Raw genomic sequence first — 17655 nt, 5'->3', positions numbered from 1 at the left:
ATACGGCATTTAAGCTCCTCTTTTTATGAGGAATTGGCAGGACGCCAGTCTCCCTGCCGATAGGTCCCAACAGCCCGACCCGCACGCGGCTGCTTATATTCAGGGAAGACGTACCCCCTTATGGCATTCCGCGCCCCCACTTTGATCGCGCTCAGCGCTGTCACTCTGCTTTCCGGCTGTTCGGCCTTTCGTAACTACGATTCGGAACTTGCACAAACCAACCAGCAACTGGCTTCCGGCAACGTCGACGGCGCCTTGACCCTGCTGGAAAAGAACAACACCGGCAAAGACAAAGACCTGCTCTATTACTTCGAGAAGGGTGAGCTGCTGCGCGCCAAGGGCGACTTGTCCGGCAGCCAGAACGCCTGGACCAGCGCCGATCAGGTGGTGGGCAAGTGGGAAGACGCGGTCAAGCTCGACACCGACAAGTACCTGGCTCAGTTCGGCAGCTTCCTGGTCAACGACAAGGTGCGTCGCTACGAAGGCTACGACTACGAAAAAGTCATGCTGACCACGCAGATGGCCCTCAACCTGTTGGCGGTGAACGACTTCGACGGCGCGCGTACCGCGATCAAGAAGACTCACGAACGTGAAGCGGTGATCGCCGACCTGCGCGACAAGGAATACCTCAAGAGCGAAGAGCAGGCCGAGAAAGAAGGCGTCAAAACCCAGTACAAGGATCTTCAGGGTTACCCGGTGGCCAGCCTCGACGCGCCGGAAGTGGTCAGCCTGAAAAACAGCTACCAGAGTGCGTTCAGCCATTATCTGGCCGGCTTCGTCTATGAAGCCCTGGGCGAGAAAGATCTGGCGGCGCCGGGTTATCGCAAGGCAGCCGAACTGCGTCCGAACACGCCGCTGCTGGAACAGGCACTGGTGAACCTCGACAAACCGGCCAAGAACGATGACAGCGACATCCTGATCGTCGTGCAAAGCGGCCTGGCACCGTCCCGCGATTCGATCCGCATTCCGCTGCCATTGCCGATCAGCAACAACGTGGTGATCACGCCGCTGTCGTTCCCGATCATCAAACCGGATACCTCCACTGCCGCCTTCGCCCAGATCGGCGTCGACGGTCAGCAACTGGACCTGACCCAACTCAACAGCACCACTGCCATGTCCCGTCGCGCGCTGCGTGATGACATGCCAGGCATCATCCTGCGCACCACCGTGCGGGCGATCACTCGTGGTGTGGCACAGAAGCAGATCAACGAAACCAACCCGCTGGCAGGTCTTGCAGTCGGTATTACTTCAGCCGTACTCGAAGGTGCCGATACGCGTACATGGCGTACGCTGCCGGACAACACTCAGGTGGTGCGTCTGCGCTTGAAGAAAGGCGAGCACCACGTCACGCTGCCAAGCGCCGTGGGCGGCTCGGTGGTCAAGGTCATCGTTGATCAGCGCTTTCAGGTCATTACCCTGCGCGCCGTGGGCAACCAGGTATTCGCCAACGGCCTGGCCGCACACGTGATCCCAAGCGCCAACGCGACCGCCGTGGCCAGCCTCAAACAACCTTAAGAACGGAGTCTTTGCATGCGTTTCAAATTCATCGCTGTCGTCGCCCTGGCCTTGCTGGCCGGCTGCGCCACCCCGCCACCACCGGAGCCAGGCAGCGCTGCCAGCAAGGTCGTGGCCATGGGCAAGCTCAAGAACATCGTGGTCGGCGCCATGCGCGTGGCCCGGGAAAACGGCTTCATGACGGTCAATGCGCAGCTGAGCAACACCAGCTACAACAACAAGACCTTCTACTACCGTTTTGCCTGGCTCGGCCCTGAAGGTTTCCCGGTTGCCGAAGAAGAAACCTGGAAAAGCCAGATGATGTACGGCGAGCAGACCAGTTTCATTCAGGCCATTGCGCCAACCGCCAAAGCCGTGGATTTCCGTCTCGAAATCAAAACGCCTTAAGCCCTACACCCTATTCGTTCAGTTTTAGAGAGCATTCCCATGTTTGCACGCTTTTCGTTCATCGCCGTCATTGCCCTCCTGGCCAGCGGTTGCGCCAACACTTCGCCAACGCTGGGCAGCAAAAACATCAGCTACGGTGACACCAAGGCCGTGGAAACCGTGACCAACGAGTTCGGTTCCACCGACCTGCAGATGATCGCCGAATCCATGACCCGCTCCTTGGCCCAGTCCGGCATCCTGCAAGGCCGTCCGGTGGTTCAGGTCTACGACGTGAAGAACAAGACCAGCGAGTACATCGATACCCGCGAAATCACCACCAGCATCAAGACCCAGCTGATGAAGACCGGCGTCGCCCGCTTCGCCAGCGACAACACCGCCATGCAAAGCCAGGTTGACCAGCTCAAGCTGCAAAACCAGAGCGGCCTGTACAAGAAAAGCACTGTGGCCAAGACTGGCAACATGATCGCTGCCCAGTATCGCATCGAAGGTTCGATCAGCTCGATCGTCAAGCGCAGCAGCGACTACAAGGACGTCTTCTACAAATTCAGCCTGCAGTTGATCGACGTTGAAAGCGGTCTGGCCGAGTGGATGGACGAAAAAGAGATCCGCAAAACCACGGAGCGTTAATCGATGCGCGCATGGATTGGCATGATGGCCCTGGCTTGCGCGTTCAGCGTGCAAGCGGCCCCGAAAGTCGCAGTAGCGGACCTGGCGTATCAGGAACGGGTGGAACAATACGTCCACACTGTTTCGGCCCAGAGCAACCACAGTCAGAGCTATTACGGCGCCAGTGGTTCGTCCAGTTACGAAGAGTACGAAGCAACCAGCAGCTACATCGAGCAAGGTGAACTGCGAAAATTCACCGGCGACATCAAGGGCGAAATTCTGCGCACCGGCATGTTCCAGCTGGTGCAGGGCACGCCTTACACAGCATCGTCCAAAGGTGACGTGTATGACGTGATCAAGCGGATCAAGGCCGGTAGCTTCAAGGGTGCCGACTACGTGCTGTTCGGCACCGTGTCAGACATCGACTTCACCCGCGACATGAACGAGCTGGCCAATACCGACAGCTATTCGGCGGTGCTGGGGCTGACGCTGGTGGCGGACTTCAGCCTGATCAACACCAAGACCTTTGAGATCACCTCGGCCTTCACGGCGATGGGCGAAGGTCAGGACACCAAACTGGTGAATGGCCGGGACATCAAGATTTCGCTGAACCGCCCACGGGTGGTACGTGATGTGTCCAAGGCGCTGGGTGAAGATGTGGCTGCGCAACTGAGCCAACAGCTCGGCGGTGGTGGCTACGAGCAGCCGGGGCAAGCGCCGCTGCGCAATAACCTGCCTCGGGATACGGCGCCGGTGATTCTGCACTGAGTAGGCTCTGATCGTTCCCACGCTCCGCGTGGGAATGCAGCCTGGGACGCTCTGCGTCCCAAAGAGCCGAACGCGGAGCGTCCGTTGAGGCATTCCCACGCAGAGCATGGGAACGATCAGGCGACCTGAAGAGGTCGCCTTTTTTGTGCCTGAAGGTTTTACACCGCCGCTTTGCGCAGGGTCGCCATGAACGCCGCCGCGCCAATGAATAGCCCGGCAAAGGTGCGGTTCATGCGCTTCTGCTGCTTGGGTGTGCGCAACAAACGCAGCACCTTCGCCGCCAGCCCGGTGTAGCCAGCCATGACGATCAGGTCGACGCAGATCATGGTCACGCCGAGAATCAGGTACTGGGCCACCAGTGGCGCGTGGGGGTCGATGAATTGCGGCAGCACCGCGAGCATGAACACCAAGGCCTTGGGGTTGCTGACGTTCACCAGAAAACCGCGGAACACCAGCGCCATCGGCTTGCCAATCTGCCGGATGGCCGCATCGTCGCTCATGTCATTGGGCAGCGCGCGCCATTGCTTGACCGCGAGGTAGACCAGGTAGGCCACGCCAAACCATTTGATTGCATAGAAAGCCGTGGCGGAGGCCGCGAGGATCGCACCGACACCGGCAGCGACAATCGCGATCTGCAAGGCCAGGCCCAGTTGCAGGCCCAAGGCGTTCCAGTAACCGCGCCAGAAGCCGTAGCGCAAACCGCTGGACATCGACGCAATGGCGCCGGCACCGGGAGAAAGACTGATCACCCAGCAGGCAGCAAAAAACGCCAGCCATGTTTGAAGCACCATCGCACACCTCGACTCAGACTCGTGACAGACGTCTAAGCTAATGCGCCTTTGGGCCGATGACTACCGATTTTTTGTAGGACATGGCGACTGCCGACCAGCGTTTGCGGCTTGAAGGGCCCATCGTCTGACGGACCGCCATCGCGGGCAAGCCCGCTCCCACAGGGTTTCGGGCTGATCACAAACCTGTAATCCGACTCCAAAAAAACTGTGGGAGCGGGCTTGCCCGCGATGGTGGTGCGTCAGGCAACAGAAGGCTTACTTTTCAAACCCGTTCGAAGGAAAAACATCCGTCCCACGCCAGCGTCGAACCGAGCGCTGGAAGAACAGGCTATTGGGCACTTGCACCATGGCGCTGCCGGTACCGAGCTCTTCGGCTTCGATCAGCGTGGTGTAGAGCAGATTGATCGCCACCACCCGGCCTTTGACGCCGGGCTTGTCGGTGGTATCCACCAACTCGACCACATCGCCGATACGGAATGGGCCGACGGTGAAGATCAGGATCGCGCACAGCAGGTTGGAGAGCACGCTCCACATGGCGAAAAACGCCACGGCGGCCACCGCAACGAAACCGGACAACGCCGTCCAGAGCACCGTGGCCGACACGCCAAGGCGTTCCAGCACGAAAATCAGCGCGCTGCCCATGATCAGCCAGCGCAAACCGCCGCGCAGCGGCATGAAAAACTGCGGCGGAAACGGATAGCGTTCACCCAGGCGAGTCAGGCATTTAGCGACGACGCGCTGGGCGATATAACCGGCCAGCAGGATCAGCAGAATTTGCACGACCAGCCAGAGCGGCTCCCCCCACCCAGCCGGCAACGGCAGCTTGAAGGCTTCCATCAGGACAGTGCCTCCAGCTCCGCCTGCATGCTTTCCAGCAGTTCCAGCGCTTCCATCCAGGCTTCTTCCAATTCGGCTTCACGCACCTTCAGCTTGGCTTGTTCAGCCAGCAGATCACGCAAATCGTTCTTGCGCATTGGCTCGTAAATGTCGCTGTCGCCAAGGCTGGTATCGATCTTGGCCAGCTTCTCGTGCAGCTTGCCCAGCTCGGCTTCAAGCTTGTCGGCCTCGCGCTTGTGCGGTGCCAACTGCTGACGCAATGCAGCAGCGGCCTGGCGCTGGGCCTTCTTGTCGGTCTTGTCCGGATTGACCGGGGTATTGCTGACCGGGGCATTGCGTTGACGGTATTCGACCAGCCAACGGGCGTAGTCTTCCAGGTCGCCGTCGAACTCCTCGACCTTGCCGTCGGCCACCAGATAGAAATTGTCAGTGGTGCTTTTTAGCAGATGGCGATCGTGTGAGACCACCAGTACCGCGCCACTGAACTCCTGCAGGGCCATGGTCAGCGCCAGACGCATTTCCAGGTCCAGGTGGTTGGTCGGTTCGTCGAGCAGCAACAGGTTCGGTCGATCCCAAGCGATCAATGCCAAGGCCAGACGCGCCTTCTCACCGCCGGAGAAATTCAGTACCGGCTCATCGATACGCGCGCCGCGGAAGTCGAACCCCCCGAGGAAGTCGCGCAGGGTCTGTTCACGCTCGGTCGGTGCCAGGCGCTGCAAGTGCAGCAACGGGCTGGCCTTGGAGTCGAGGGAATCCAGCTGATGCTGGGCGAAGTAGCCAACGACGGTGTTTTCACCGCGCGTCAGGCGACCGGCCAACGGCTCAAGCTCACCGGCGAGGTTTTTGATCAGGGTCGATTTACCCGCACCGTTCGGGCCGAGCAAACCGATCCGCGCGCCGGGGGTCAGTTGCAGCTTGACCTTCTCCAGCACGGTTTTGTCGCCGTAACCCAGTCGAGCATCCGACAGGTCGATCAGCGGGCTGGAAATTTTCGTCGACTCGCGGAAGACGAAGTCGAACGGCGAGTCGACGTGGGCGGCGGACAGCTCCTCCATCCGCTCCAGTGCCTTGATCCGGCTCTGGGCCTGACGGGCCTTGGTGGCCTGGGCCTTGAAGCGGGCGATGTAGCTTTCCATGTGCGCACGTTGCGCCTGCTGCTTCTCGTAGGCCTGTTGCTGCTGGGCCAGACGTTCGGCACGAGCGCGTTCGAAAGCGCTGTAACCACCGCGATACAGGGTGATCTTGCGTTGATCGACGTGGGCTACATGATCGACCACGGCATCGAGGAAGTCCCGGTCGTGGGAAATCAGCAGCAAGGTGCCGGGGTAGCTTTTAAGCCACTCTTCGAGCCAGATAATGGCGTCGAGGTCCAAGTGGTTGGTCGGTTCGTCGAGCAGCAACAGGTCCGAGGGGCACATCAATGCCTGCGCCAGATTCAGACGCATCCTCCAGCCACCGGAGAAATCTCCTACTTGCCGATCCATCTGCTCATTGGTGAACCCAAGGCCGGCCAGCAGCTTTCGGGCCCGTGCGTCGGCGGTGTAACCGTCGGCGCTGTCGAGTTCCGAGTGCAGGCGGGCCTGAGCGGCACCGTCATGCGCCGCTTCGGCGGCGGCGAGGTCGCGTTGCACCTCGCGCAGGCGCAGGTCGCCATCGAGCACGTAGTCGACCGCCAGGCGTTCGAGCGTCTCGATTTCCTGGCGCATGTGGGCGATGCGCCAGTCAGCCGGCAGGAAGCAGTCACCCGAGTCCGGGTGCAGTTCGCCACGAATCAAGGCGAACAGGCTCGATTTGCCGGCGCCGTTGGCACCGATGAGGCCGGCTTTGTGGCCGGCGTGCAGGGTCAGCTCGGCGTCTTCTAGCAGACGTTGCGGGCCACGCTGTAAAGTGAGGTTCTGAAGTCGAATCATAATGGCGGCGGAGTCTACCAGCTTCGCTCGCAACTGGCGCGAGTAGCACTATGTCCTCTGACCTGTGGAGCTTTTCCGTTATCACTTACTCCCGTCGCGGGGTAGAACGTGCGTGCCTGCAATTGCAGTTGGCAGGCGTGAATGTGTGCCTGCTGCTGTGCGGGTTGTGGCTGGAAGAGTGTGGAGTTACCTGCAACAAACAACGCTTGCAGCTGCTTCGCGATGTAGCCGGGCCTTGGGACGCGGATGTCGTGCAACCGTTGCGCGCCTTGCGCCTGCAATGGAAAGCCGCCGCTAGCGAGGATGCCGGGCTGAATGATTTGCGCGAACAGGTAAAGTCACTGGAGATGGAAGCCGAACGTCATCTGCTGTCACGGCTGGAACGATTGGCACAGAGTTGGCCGCAGTATGAGGAGACCGAACGAACGGCCTGGCTCGAAGGTGTGGCGGCGGGTGCCGCCAACCTGGACCGCGACGCGCTGCATCAGCTGCGCGTCGCGGCAACCGGCACTTAGGAAGCGCTGGTTGGGGTGGTGCTGGTGCTCGACGGTGCGGCTGGCGTTGGCGCAGACGTGGTGGTCGAGGTGGTTGCTGCTGTTGAAGCAGGCGAGGCCGATGCAGCGAGCGCCGGAGCCGGGGTAGCTGGCTTGGCAGCAGGTGCTGTAGTCGGCTTGGCAACGGCCGCCGGTTTTTTCACGGCAGGCTTGGCGGCAGGTTTTACCGCAGGCTTCGCAGCGGCTGGCTTGGCAGCAGCAGGTTTGGCTGCTGGTTTGGCTGCTGGTTTCGCAGCGGCAGGCTTGGCTGCAGCGGTTGGCTTGGCGGCTGCGGGTTTCGCGGCAGCTGTTTTGGCAGCCGGTTTAGCGGCAGCTTTTGCAGCCGGTTTGACAGCAGGCTTGGCGGCAGCAGTTTTAGCAGCGACAGGTTTGGCGGCCGGCTTGGCAGCCGCAGCTTTAGCGACTTGCTTGGCAGCAGGTTTTGCCGCAGCAGTTTTAGCGGCTGGTTTCGCGACCGATTTAGCAGCTGGTTTTGCAGCTGGTTTTGCAGCGGCAGTTTTCGCCACGGCCGGTTTCGCAGCGGCGGTTTTTGCAGCCGGTTTAGCGGCAGCTGTTTTGGTAGCAGCTGGCTTGGCCGCAGGTTTGGCAGCCGCCGTTCTTGCCGCTGGTTTCGCAGCACTGGCAGCGACTGGTTTTTTCGCCGCCGGTTTTGCGGCTGGCTTGGCTGCGGCTTTCACCGGCGCTTTGGCAGCAGGCTTGGCCGATGCTTTTGCAGCAGCCGGTTTGGCAGCGGCTTTCTTCGCAGGTGCCGCGGCTGGCTTGGCCGAACGCAGGGACAACGCCTTGCCGACAGCCTCTTGGACACGACCGACACCCTGGGCCAGTTTCAGGCTTTCTTGAGCATCGCGTTTGAGTTGCAGGATGTAGCTGCGCGTTTCGGACTGGCGATCCTTGAGGGCATCGAGCAAGTCCTCAAGTTCTTTCACCGCATCTTTGGCCTTGGCTTGCGCCTTGGCCTTGCCGGCCGCCGCAGCGTCCTGCAATTTGGTACGGGATTTGTGCAACTTTTCCTGTGCTTTTCCGCGCTGCTTCTCCAGTTTGGCGAGCAGTTTTTCAGCATCAGCCAAGGCTTGGGAACAAGCGTTTTCCAAATGCTCGAGCAGGCTGCCCGAGAGTTGTTGGAGTAAGTGCAACGGAGTATTTACTGGCTTCTTGGTGGCCGACATGGTTTACCTCCTGGCTGACGTGAATGCGGCTCATACTAGACCTCTGCTGCAACCGCCGCTAGGGCATGTTGACAGTATCGAAAGCACTACGTTGCAACGAAGTAAAAATGTTCTGTGCTTGCGCAAAACCAGTTCACCTTTGAACGCATTCACACTGGCATAATCCTGCGCATCTCAGGTCGGAGAGTGCCCATGTCGCGCTACCTTTTTTTATCGCTGTGCGTGTTTTTTTCCGTGGCCCAGGCCACCGAAAAAACCGCCGCAAATGACGCTCACGATCTCGCTTACAGCTTGGGTGCAAGCCTTGGCGAACGCTTGCGCCAGGAAGTTCCGGATCTGCAACTTCAGGCCTTGCTCGAAGGTTTGCAGCAAGCCTATCAAGGCAAGCCGCTGGCACTGAAAGATGAACGGATCGAACAGATTCTGGCCGAGCATGAAGCCCGGGTTGCCATGCAGTCGCCTGTGCCGCAAAGCGAATTGGCTTTGGAAAACGAGCGGCGCTTTCTCGCCGAGGAAAAAGCCAAGGCCGGCGTTCGCGAACTGGCCGATGGAATACTGCTGACAGAGTTGGCGCCGGGCACCGGTGCCAAGGCCGGTCCAAATGGCAAGGTCCAGGTGCTGTATATCGGACGCCTGCCTGACGGTTCAGTGTTCGACCAGAACAGCCAACCGCAATGGTTCAGTCTTGATAGCGTAATCACAGGCTGGCGCAGTGCGCTTCAAAACATGCCGGTCGGCGCGAAATGGCGCCTGGTGATTCCATCGGCCCAAGCCTATGGCGCCGACGGTGCCGGCGACCTGATCGCGCCGTTCACACCACTGGTATTCGAGGTCGAATTGCGTGGTGCTACAAGCTGAAACCCGCAAACGAAAAACGGCGCGCATAGCGCACCGTTTTGAGGGTGTTGCTGGATAAGGTTCAGGCCTGAACCGAGTCCTCTTCCTTGTGAGCGGTGTGCAGCACTTCGATCAGGCAATCTTCCAGTTCGAAGCGTTCGTGCAACAAGCCACCCAGCTCCTTGAATTTCTCCGCGACACACTTACCGGCATCACACAGGTCGTTGAACGCCAGCAGTTTCTCGGTAATGACGTCGATGCGCGGGTAGATCGTCTCGGCCAACTCCAGACCTCGAGTATCGCCGAACGCCTTGGCTTCGCCGGTCAGCTGTTCGTAGATCTCGAAATGCCCGGCAGACACGTAGTCGACCAGCACACCGCAGAATTCCTGCAACGGTTTTCGATTCTCGCCCAGAGCCTCGGGCTTGGCGCCGAGAGCATCATAGGCCCGAACCAGTTCGTGACGTTCCTGCAACCAGCGATCGATCAGCAGATGCACTCCGCCCCAGCGTTCCTGAGCATTCTGACAACTTTCGAGCATGGTGATTCTCTCTTCCCTTGTGGGTCATGCTGCTCTACACCTGTCGCACACTTGAAGATCAAGAATCGACCAGGCAGAGCGTCATTCGAGCAACATAAATCCAATGACACGTGCGGGCCAGATTATGCCCGCGCGCCTATGGCTTCAAGGTACGCAGGAGATAAAGTTCATACAAGTGTTTAATCACCCGCTAATGCCCGGTGCGACGACTCGCCGCTGAGCGGTCGCTGACACGCGATCCAGACAAGGCGCAGCAACTGATACCCGCCCAGAATCATCATCGCAACGAAGAACAGCAAACTCCATTCCGGGATGCTCAGGTCGAATAGCGTCCAGGAAATTTCCGCGCAATCGGCGGTTCCTTTGAACATTCGCTGCACGACACACAGCCAGGGTGTACTGGCGAACAGATCGGTCAGATCAGGCGAGCATGCCGATAACTGATGCACTGGATCGCTCTGCAACACCACCTGCCGCCACGCAGTGACGGTCCCCGCCAGACTGCATAGCAGACCCAGCAGCCAATACAGGAACGATCCGAAGCGACCAGGCCCCTGCACTGAAGCCACCAGGCAGACACCCGTGAGCAACGCCAGGCAAACCCGCTGCAACAAGCACAACCCGCAAGGCTTGAGGCCGACCGCATATTCCAGGTAATAGGAAACGCCCAAGGCCAGGGCACCTGCAATGAAAACCATGAAAAACAAGGAGCGTGAGCAGGCCAAAGACATGGCTTTTCCGTAACAGTAGAGACAGGCGGTTACGGTAGAGGAAAGCGCGGCAGCCTTTCAAGGCAGACCACCACGGACACTTCACCAGAAGTGTAGGGAATTCCCGACAGCGTCGAGAGGATTTGATGTAGTCCTCTGTAGGACTTTGCCGGCGAAGGATTACAACGCTGAAACACTGGCGGATTCGAAGCGATTACCGCCCTGTAGCAGCAGCCTCCGGCAGCTGCTACATAGGTCCGACTCAGGGAATCAGGCGTGAGCCGACACCGGCAGCGGTGCCGCCAGCAAACGCTCATCCAGTAGACCCAAGCCCTCCTGGAACAGCTGATTACTGCGTTCGGTGTCACCCAGTTGCGCCAGCAATCGCGCCAGTTCGGCGCAGGCTTCAGGATTGCGCTGCACGCGCAGGCTGCTTTCCAGATAATCCCTGGCCTTGCCCCACAGACTGCTTTGCAGACACAAACGGCCCAACGTCAGCAGCAGGCTCGGGTCGGCCGGATGATCCTTGAGCCAACCCTCGGCGGTGTGCAGTTGCCTGGCAGGGTCGCTGCCGCGAACCAGTCCGTACAGGCGTGCCAGATGACTGTCGTATTTGCGCTTGAGGGCTGCACGCAGAACTTCTTCGGCCTCGACCTGCGCGCCCAGTTGCCGCAATTGCTCGGCATAGGCCAGCACCAGTTGCGGTTCCTGACGCTGAGCAGCGGTGAGTTGCTGCCAGGCGCGATTGAGCGATTGCAAACCGACCGTTCCGTCCTCTTCCCGCTGCGCCGCCAACGAAAGATTTTCACCCCAGGCACGGCGCTCCAGCTCAGCCAGTTCGGCCGGTGGCAATACCTTGTCCTTGCGTAACTCCGGCAACAAGCGAATCACTGCCGACCAGTCGCCCCGCTGCTGAAGCAGGCGCTGCAACTGGCGCAGGGTCTGGACGTTATGAGGATGACGCTCGTGCATGGCTTGCAGGGTCACCAGCGCGCCTTCAGTGTCGCCGCGATCAGTCTGCAATTGGGCATGGTTCAAGGCAATCGCCAGCTCGGCCTGGGGCTGTCGCTCCAGAGCGCGCTCCAGCAGGTTGTCGCTTTCCTCGTAGTGACCTTGTTCGTTCGCGGCGCGGGCGGCCCCCAGGTAATAGAGCAACGGCTGGCGCTCGGCTTCCGCTGCGCGATACAGATGACGCTGCGCACTGGCCCAGCGGCCCTCGGCCAAATCCAGCTGACCATGTTCGATTGCCACTTGCACTCGTCGACTGCGATTGCGCCGTGACCATGGATTGACCACCCCACCGGAAGTCGTCACCAGTTCGATCAACGCCTTGATGCCCCAGAACACCAGCCACAGCACGACCACCAGGGCCAGGGTTGCCCACAGGCTCGATTCGTAACGGAAGCTCTTGTAGGCGATCAGCACGTAGCCGGAATGCTCGGCAATCGCCAGCCCCAGCGCGGCAGCCGCCGCGATGACGACGAATACGATTACATAGAGGCGCTTCATGGCGTGGCCTCCTGCGTCGTGCTCGCGGCAGGTTTGGCCAGAGGTTTCACCGACTCTTCGGCGTTGACGTTGCGCCGCTCAAGATAGGCCTGAACCGTACTCAACGTGCCCGTCAGATCTGGCGTGACCACCGTGACCGGCTGCTTGCTCAACTCGGCCACCTGCTCCAGCATGACTTTGCTCTGAGGGTTGTCCGGGTTGAAGTTGCTCTTGAGCACGTCCCGCGCCTCGGCCAGCGCCTGGGTGTAAACCGCGGCCTGGCCATTGAGCGCGGCCCACTGTGCCTGCTCCAGCGCCAGGCTGAGAGCCAGACGCACCTGGCTGAGGCTCTGCCCTGCCAGCAACGGACGGACATTCTTGTCGGCGTTGAAATCGATGCGGATATAACGCGAGATCTGATCCCACCATTGCGCCCAGCGACTGGCACCGTCGCCATCAGCGGTCAGGCCCAGCAGGGATTCGCCACGGTCCTTGTACTCAGGCGCCAACTCGGTGAGGTTGATCACCTGATCGCGCAAGGCACCCAGTCGCAGGAACAACCCGGTGCGATCCGGCTGTTCGGTACTGCGCAGGGCTACCAGGGTTTTGGCCACTTGCTCGCGAGCGGCAAAAGCCCCCGGGTCGTTCTGTTCACGGAGAATTTCATCGGCACCCTGCACCAGGGCCTGGGCACTGCTGATGTCCTGCAATGCCGACAGACGCAGGCTGGCCAGACGCAGCAAGTGCTCGGCTTCGGCCAGACGCCAATCCTTGCGGCTCGCGCCGAGGACGGTTTCCAGGCGTTGATTCAGACGTTGCTGATCGCCTTGGAGTTGAGTGACCAGACGACTGCGCGCGTCGAGCTCCTCGGCGGCCGGCATTTGCTCGAGGCGAGCCGTCAGGCGCTGCTCGTTGAGCTTCAGGCTCTGTGCCTGATCGTTCAACGCCTGTACCTGAGTCAACTGTTGCTGGTTATTGGCTTGCAGGTGACGCACCTGCCAGACTCCCCAACCGCCCACGGCAACACCGGCAGCGCCCAACAGCAGCGCGACGATTGCCAACCCATTGCCTCGGCGCTGCTCAACAGCAGGTGGCGCAGTTTCAACCGGTGCATCAGCCGGTGCATCTAGCACGGGCTGGACGTCATCTTTAGGCAAGGCTGTTTCGCTCACGTATCCATCCTTTGCATTAGAAAACGGGCACGGGGTGTTCCCGTAACGCCGCCAGCAAGGCCGCGGCACTGGCGCCACGACAATCCACAACTGTTTGGGCCCCGGCGGCGCGTGCCAGCTCGGCGACCCTGGGGCTTGGAACAAACAACGGCAGCCGCACCATGCTCGGCCAGGCAGCGCCGGCCAATCGGTGCAGGTGCTCAAAACCCTGTCCACTGCTGACCACCAGCCCGTTCAAGCGTTCCGCCTTGATCCGGTGAGGCAGCGTTGCCGACGGGTACTGCGGCAAACCGCGTCGGTACAACTCCAGATACTCGACACTAGCACCAAGCTCGCGTAAACGCTCAGCCAGCAGCTCACGCCCACCCTCCCCGCGCATGATCAGCACCCGCGGAGCGGGGCCGGCGACAGCCTCGCGCAACGGCGCAAGCGCAAGCAAGGCTTCGCTGTCATCGCCGTCGACCGGGAAGCTCACATCCAGCCCGTTATCATCGAGGATCTGCGCCGTCGCCGCGCCCACGCTGAACCACTTCAGGCCCGGTGGCTGCGGCCAGTACTGGTTGAGCAGACTGACAGCGATTCTGGCGGCCGGCTTGCTGACCACGATCACCGCGCAATAGCTATCCAGGTTCTGAATCACTTCGCGCATTGTGTCAGAGGCGGGAATCGGCTCGATATCCAAAAGCGGCAAGCTGCTGCTGAAAACACCCGCGTCGGCCAGCACACGGGCAAGCGCCGCCGATTCATCCGCAGGGCGCGTCAGCAACAGGCGCCAGCCAGTCACTCGTGACCTGCCTCGCCATAGACTGCTTTCAGAATGTCGGCGGCGCCCTGGCTCAGCAGGTCTTCGGCCACTTGCACACCCAATGCCTCGGCATCAGCCCGCGGCGCCCGGGCCTCGGCGCTGAGCAACAAACCGCCGCTCGGATCACCCACCAACCCACGCAACCAGATCTGCTCGCCTTCAAGCACGGCGTAGCAAGCGATTGGCACCTGGCAGCCGCCATTCAAATGTTTGTTGAGAGCACGTTCGGCGGTAACGCGAGTGGCCGTGTCCTGGTGATGCAGCGGCGCCAGCAGCGCGTGGATTTCAGTGTCGACGCTACGGCACTCGATACCGACCGCGCCCTGGCCACCGGCCGGCAGGCTGTCTTCGACACTGATGGCCGAGGTGATGCGATCTTCGAAGCCCAGGCGAATCAAACCGGCCGCGGCGAGGATGATGGCGTCGTATTCGCCGGCATCGAGCTTGGCCAGGCGAGTGTTGACGTTGCCGCGCAGGAAGCGGATTTCCAGGTCCGGGCGGCGGGTCAGCAACTGCGCCTGGCGACGCAAGCTGGAGGTGCCGACGATGCTGCCTGGCGGTAACTCATCAAGGCTGGTGTAGGTATTGGAGACAAAGGCATCGCGCGGGTCTTCGCGCTCGCAGATGCAGAACAGACCGAGGCCTTCGGGGAAGTCCATCGGCACGTCTTTCATGGAGTGCACGGCGATGTCGGCTGCGTTTTCCAACAGCGCAGTTTCCAGCTCCTTGACGAACAGGCCCTTGCCGCCGATTTTCGACAGCGGCGAATCAAGCAGCTTGTCGCCGCGACTGACCATAGGCACCAGCGTCACGAGCAGGCCCGGATGGGCCTGTTCCAGACGAGCCTTGACGTATTCGGCCTGCCACAGGGCGAGAGCACTTTTGCGGGTGGCGATGCGGATTTCGCGAGAGGACATGGATCAATCCGTACTGAATAGATACGGCAGATAATAACAGCTCAGCCAAATCCACTTTGACTTGTATCAGAAACTGCGTGGCCTCCCTGGCCCTTAATGTCCGGTAATAGGGTAGAAATCCGGCCCTAAAGCTGTTGCATCATTTTGCGCACGCCGGCCACATGGCGTCGGCTGACGATCAGGGCATCGCCATTCAGGCCTTTGAGAAACAGCTGAAAATGCCCCAAGGGCGTGCGTTGCAGCCGCTCGATGCGTTCACGAGCAACCAGTGCGTTGCGGTGGATCCGCACGAAACGGTCGCCAAATTCGTCTTCGAGGGCCTTGAGTGGTTCGTCGAGCAGCACTTCACCACCTTCATGACGCAAGGTGACGTACTTGTGGTCGGCAATGAAATAGACCACCTGACCCAACGGAATCAGCTCGATGCCTTTTCGGGTGCGGGCGCTGATGTGGCTGCGCGGACCGCTACCGGTTTCGGCCGCCGGGCGAGTCAAGGCCGCGAGCTGGACGCGATTGGGTCGCTCGGCTTTCTTTAATGCTTCGTGTAACTGTTCTGTGCGCACTGGCTTCACCAGATAGCCCACGGCGCTGGCCTGTAGGGCTTCCACGGCAAATTCATCGGGCCCGGTGCAAAACACCACGGCGGGCGGGGTTTCGCGTTCGCACAATCGTGCAGCCACTTGCAGGCCATCAAGGCCCGGCATGCGAATATCGAGCAACACGATATCCGGTTTGTGACTGTCGATCAGTGCCAACGCCTCTTCGCCGTTCGTGGCGCTGGGCTCCAGGACATTGTATCCCTCGAGTTCGCCAACCATTCGGCTCAGGCGCTCGCGGGCCAGGGGTTCGTCATCAACGATCAGGACATTCATATTGCGCTGGATTCCTGCGTGAGTCTCGCACAAGGATAGCGTAGACAGGTGAAGTGACGTCCGTCACCGCGATCCACGCTAAGACTAGCGCGAGGGCCAAAAAGTGCCGCGAGACCGGCGGCTAAATTTTCATCTGCCGCGTGACTGGCGGCCCAGGCCCGCACTGGCGAGGCATCGCCGTAGGGTTTGCTGATACACAATATGAACACCCCTCTTCTCTCTATAGTCAGCTGCAGCATCGAGAAGTGCGCTGATCCTCTGTCCAACTGTAGACGGTTGCCGGGACGATATTGCTCAATTGAAAAATATCGTTGCGCAATTTCCGTATCGCCTGCTTCGAACCGGGGGGCGCGATGAGAAAAAAACCTGTCGACCAGTGTCAGCGACAGGATTGGCAACCCTGTTATTATCCGCGTCAGCGTTTCACGCCACCTTTCTTCAAGCCGATACGAGCGAATTCATGAGCACTGACAAGACCAATCAGTCCTGGGGCGGCCGCTTCAGTGAACCCGTCGACGCCTTCGTCGCCCGCTTCACCGCCTCCGTCACCTTCGACCAGCGCCTGTATCGCCACGACATCATGGGCTCGATCGCCCACGCCAGCATGCTGGCCAAGGTCGGCGTGCTGACCGATGCCGAGCGCGACAGCATCATCGATGGCCTGAACACCATCCTGGGTGAAATCGAGGCCGGCCAGTTCGACTGGCGCATCGACCTTGAAGACGTACACATGAATATTGAGGCGCGTCTGACCGACCGCATCGGCGTGACCGGTAAAAAGCTGCACACCGGCCGCAGCCGTAACGACCAGGTCGCCACCGACATCCGCCTGTGGCTGCGTGACGAGATCGACCTGATCCTGGGCGAAATCACCCGCCTGCAACAAGGCTTGCTGGAGCAGGCCGAGCGCGAAGCCGCCAGCATCATGCCGGGCTTCACTCACCTGCAAACCGCGCAGCCGGTGACCTTCGGGCATCACATGCTGGCCTGGTTCGAAATGCTCAGCCGCGACTACGAGCGTCTGGTCGACTGCCGCAAGCGCACCAACCGCATGCCGCTGGGCAGCGCCGCGCTGGCCGGCACCACTTACCCGATCGACCGCGAGTACACCGCTCAACTGCTGGGCTTCGACGCGGTCGGCGGTAACTCCCTGGACAACGTGTCCGATCGCGACTTCGCTATCGAATTCTGCTCGGCCGCGAGCATCGCGATGATGCACTTGTCGCGTTTCTCCGAAGAACTGGTGCTGTGGACCAGCGCGCAGTTCCAGTTTATCGATCTGCCGGACCGTTTCTGCACCGGCAGCTCGATCATGCCGCAAAAGAAAAACCCGGACGTGCCAGAACTGGTTCGCGGCAAGACTGGCCGGGTATTCGGCGCATTGATGGGCTTGCTGACCTTGATGAAGGGCCAACCGCTGGCCTACAACAAGGACAACCAGGAAGACAAGGAACCGCTGTTCGACGCCGCCGACACCCTGCGCGATTCGCTGCGAGCCTTTGCCGACATGATCCCGGCGATCAAGCCCAAGCACGCGATGATGCGCGAAGCGGCCCTGCGTGGTTTCTCCACCGCGACCGATCTGGCGGACTACCTGGTGCGCCGTGGCCTGCCGTTCCGTGACTGCCACGAGATCGTTGGCCACGCGGTGAAGTATGGCGTGGACACCGGCAAGGATCTGGCGGAAATGAGCCTGGAAGAACTGCGCAAGTTCAGTGATCAGATCGAACAGGACGTATTTGCCGTGCTGACCCTGGAAGGCTCGGTGAATGCCCGCGA

General features: G+C 60.5%; 18 protein-coding genes. 7 read left to right on the top strand and 11 right to left on the bottom strand.

The genetic code is table 11. From position 1 onward, the window contains the following. Nucleotides 1–120: 120 nt before the first annotated feature. Genes PMI18_RS17785 through PMI18_RS17800 form a run of 4 tightly spaced genes read left to right on the top strand, consistent with a single transcriptional unit; the run spans nucleotide 121 to nucleotide 3276 of the window. Nucleotides 121–1515 carry a COG3014 family protein gene (locus PMI18_RS17785; RefSeq protein ID WP_007899349.1) on the top strand — a complete coding sequence of 465 codons (1395 nt, stop codon included), beginning with the start codon at nucleotides 121–123 and terminating at the stop codon, nucleotides 1513–1515. 15 nt (nucleotides 1516–1530) lie between these two features. Continuing rightward, nucleotides 1531–1902 carry a YcfL family protein gene (locus PMI18_RS17790; RefSeq protein ID WP_007899347.1) on the top strand — a complete coding sequence of 124 codons (372 nt, stop codon included), beginning with the start codon at nucleotides 1531–1533 and terminating at the stop codon, nucleotides 1900–1902. Between the two features lie 39 nt (nucleotides 1903–1941). Continuing rightward, nucleotides 1942–2529 carry a penicillin-binding protein activator LpoB gene (gene lpoB, locus PMI18_RS17795; protein WP_007899345.1) on the top strand — a complete coding sequence of 196 codons (588 nt, stop codon included), beginning with the start codon at nucleotides 1942–1944 and terminating at the stop codon, nucleotides 2527–2529. Nucleotides 2530–2532: 3 nt separating this feature from the next. Then, nucleotides 2533–3276, top strand: a complete 744-nt coding sequence (locus PMI18_RS17800; protein ID WP_007899342.1) for a hypothetical protein — start codon at nucleotides 2533–2535, stop codon at nucleotides 3274–3276. Nucleotides 3277–3434: 158 nt separating this feature from the next. Here PMI18_RS17800 and PMI18_RS17805 read toward each other — a convergent pair whose 3' ends face one another. The 3 genes from PMI18_RS17805 to PMI18_RS17815 form a co-directional block, all read right to left on the bottom strand. Continuing rightward, nucleotides 3435–4067 (bottom strand): LysE family transporter, encoded by a 633-nt coding sequence (locus PMI18_RS17805; protein ID WP_007899339.1) that lies wholly within the window; start codon nucleotides 4065–4067, stop codon nucleotides 3435–3437. Nucleotides 4068–4322: 255 nt separating this feature from the next. After that, nucleotides 4323–4904, bottom strand: coding sequence for a mechanosensitive ion channel family protein (locus PMI18_RS17810; protein ID WP_007899338.1), 582 nt, complete (start codon nucleotides 4902–4904; stop codon nucleotides 4323–4325). After that, entirely contained in the window at nucleotides 4904–6814 is a 1911-nt protein-coding gene (locus PMI18_RS17815) for an ATP-binding cassette domain-containing protein (RefSeq protein ID WP_007899337.1), read from the bottom strand. The genes PMI18_RS17810 and PMI18_RS17815 overlap by 1 nt, the downstream gene beginning before the upstream one ends. 50 nt (nucleotides 6815–6864) lie before the next feature. Between PMI18_RS17815 and PMI18_RS17820 the strand changes: the two genes are divergently transcribed. Further along, nucleotides 6865–7329 (top strand): TIGR02444 family protein, encoded by a 465-nt coding sequence (locus PMI18_RS17820; protein WP_007899336.1) that lies wholly within the window; start codon nucleotides 6865–6867, stop codon nucleotides 7327–7329. On the opposite strand, the gene PMI18_RS17825 is transcribed toward PMI18_RS17820, so the two are convergent. Continuing rightward, nucleotides 7326–8534 carry an AlgP family protein gene (locus PMI18_RS17825; RefSeq protein ID WP_007899335.1) on the bottom strand — a complete coding sequence of 403 codons (1209 nt, stop codon included), beginning with the start codon at nucleotides 8532–8534 and terminating at the stop codon, nucleotides 7326–7328. The two genes, PMI18_RS17820 and PMI18_RS17825, sit on opposite strands and share 4 nt — an antisense overlap. A 192-nt stretch (nucleotides 8535–8726) precedes the next feature. Here PMI18_RS17825 and PMI18_RS17830 point away from each other — a divergent pair, with 192 nt between their 5' ends. Then, nucleotides 8727–9392: an FKBP-type peptidyl-prolyl cis-trans isomerase gene (locus tag PMI18_RS17830; protein ID WP_007899334.1), complete on the top strand. Its 666-nt coding sequence runs from the start codon at nucleotides 8727–8729 to the stop codon at nucleotides 9390–9392. Nucleotides 9393–9453: 61 nt separating this feature from the next. Here the strand turns inward: PMI18_RS17830 and PMI18_RS17835 are convergent, their stop codons facing one another. The 7 genes from PMI18_RS17835 to PMI18_RS17865 all read right to left on the bottom strand — a co-directional run bounded on the left by PMI18_RS17835 (nucleotide 9454) and on the right by PMI18_RS17865 (nucleotide 15876). Then, nucleotides 9454–9912, bottom strand: a complete 459-nt coding sequence (locus tag PMI18_RS17835) for an Rsd/AlgQ family anti-sigma factor (protein WP_007899333.1) — start codon at nucleotides 9910–9912, stop codon at nucleotides 9454–9456. A gap of 179 nt (nucleotides 9913–10091) precedes the next feature. Then, on the bottom strand, nucleotides 10092–10643 hold the full coding sequence (locus PMI18_RS17840; protein ID WP_007899332.1) for a disulfide bond formation protein B: 552 nt from the start codon (nucleotides 10641–10643) through the stop codon (nucleotides 10092–10094). 249 nt (nucleotides 10644–10892) lie between these two features. Further along, nucleotides 10893–12131, bottom strand: a complete 1239-nt coding sequence (locus tag PMI18_RS17845) for a heme biosynthesis protein HemY (RefSeq protein ID WP_007899326.1) — start codon at nucleotides 12129–12131, stop codon at nucleotides 10893–10895. Beyond that, on the bottom strand, nucleotides 12128–13282 hold the full coding sequence (locus PMI18_RS17850) for a uroporphyrinogen-III C-methyltransferase (protein ID WP_007899324.1): 1155 nt from the start codon (nucleotides 13280–13282) through the stop codon (nucleotides 12128–12130). The genes PMI18_RS17845 and PMI18_RS17850 overlap by 4 nt, the downstream gene beginning before the upstream one ends. Nucleotides 13283–13298: 16 nt before the next feature. Continuing rightward, nucleotides 13299–14066: a uroporphyrinogen-III synthase gene (locus tag PMI18_RS17855; RefSeq protein WP_007899321.1), complete on the bottom strand. Its 768-nt coding sequence runs from the start codon at nucleotides 14064–14066 to the stop codon at nucleotides 13299–13301. Continuing rightward, the gene (gene hemC / locus PMI18_RS17860; protein ID WP_007899319.1) at nucleotides 14063–15004 is read right to left on the bottom strand and encodes a hydroxymethylbilane synthase; all 942 of its coding nucleotides are present in this window, start codon (nucleotides 15002–15004) and stop codon (nucleotides 14063–14065) included. The genes PMI18_RS17855 and hemC overlap by 4 nt, the downstream gene beginning before the upstream one ends. Nucleotides 15005–15129: 125 nt before the next feature. Then, nucleotides 15130–15876: a LytR/AlgR family response regulator transcription factor gene (locus PMI18_RS17865; RefSeq protein ID WP_007899317.1), complete on the bottom strand. Its 747-nt coding sequence runs from the start codon at nucleotides 15874–15876 to the stop codon at nucleotides 15130–15132. Between the two features lie 460 nt (nucleotides 15877–16336). Between PMI18_RS17865 and argH the strand changes: the two genes are divergently transcribed. Continuing rightward, the coding region (gene argH, locus PMI18_RS17870; protein ID WP_007899315.1) for an argininosuccinate lyase at nucleotides 16337–17655 on the top strand (1319 nt) is incomplete at its 3' end.

Origin of the sequence: Pseudomonas sp. GM102 (assembly GCF_000282555.1) — a bacterium.
Lineage (GTDB): Bacteria > Pseudomonadota > Gammaproteobacteria > Pseudomonadales > Pseudomonadaceae > Aquipseudomonas.
The sequence above is the reverse complement of the archived record's forward strand: the minus strand, read 5'-3'. Positions and strand labels throughout refer to the sequence as shown.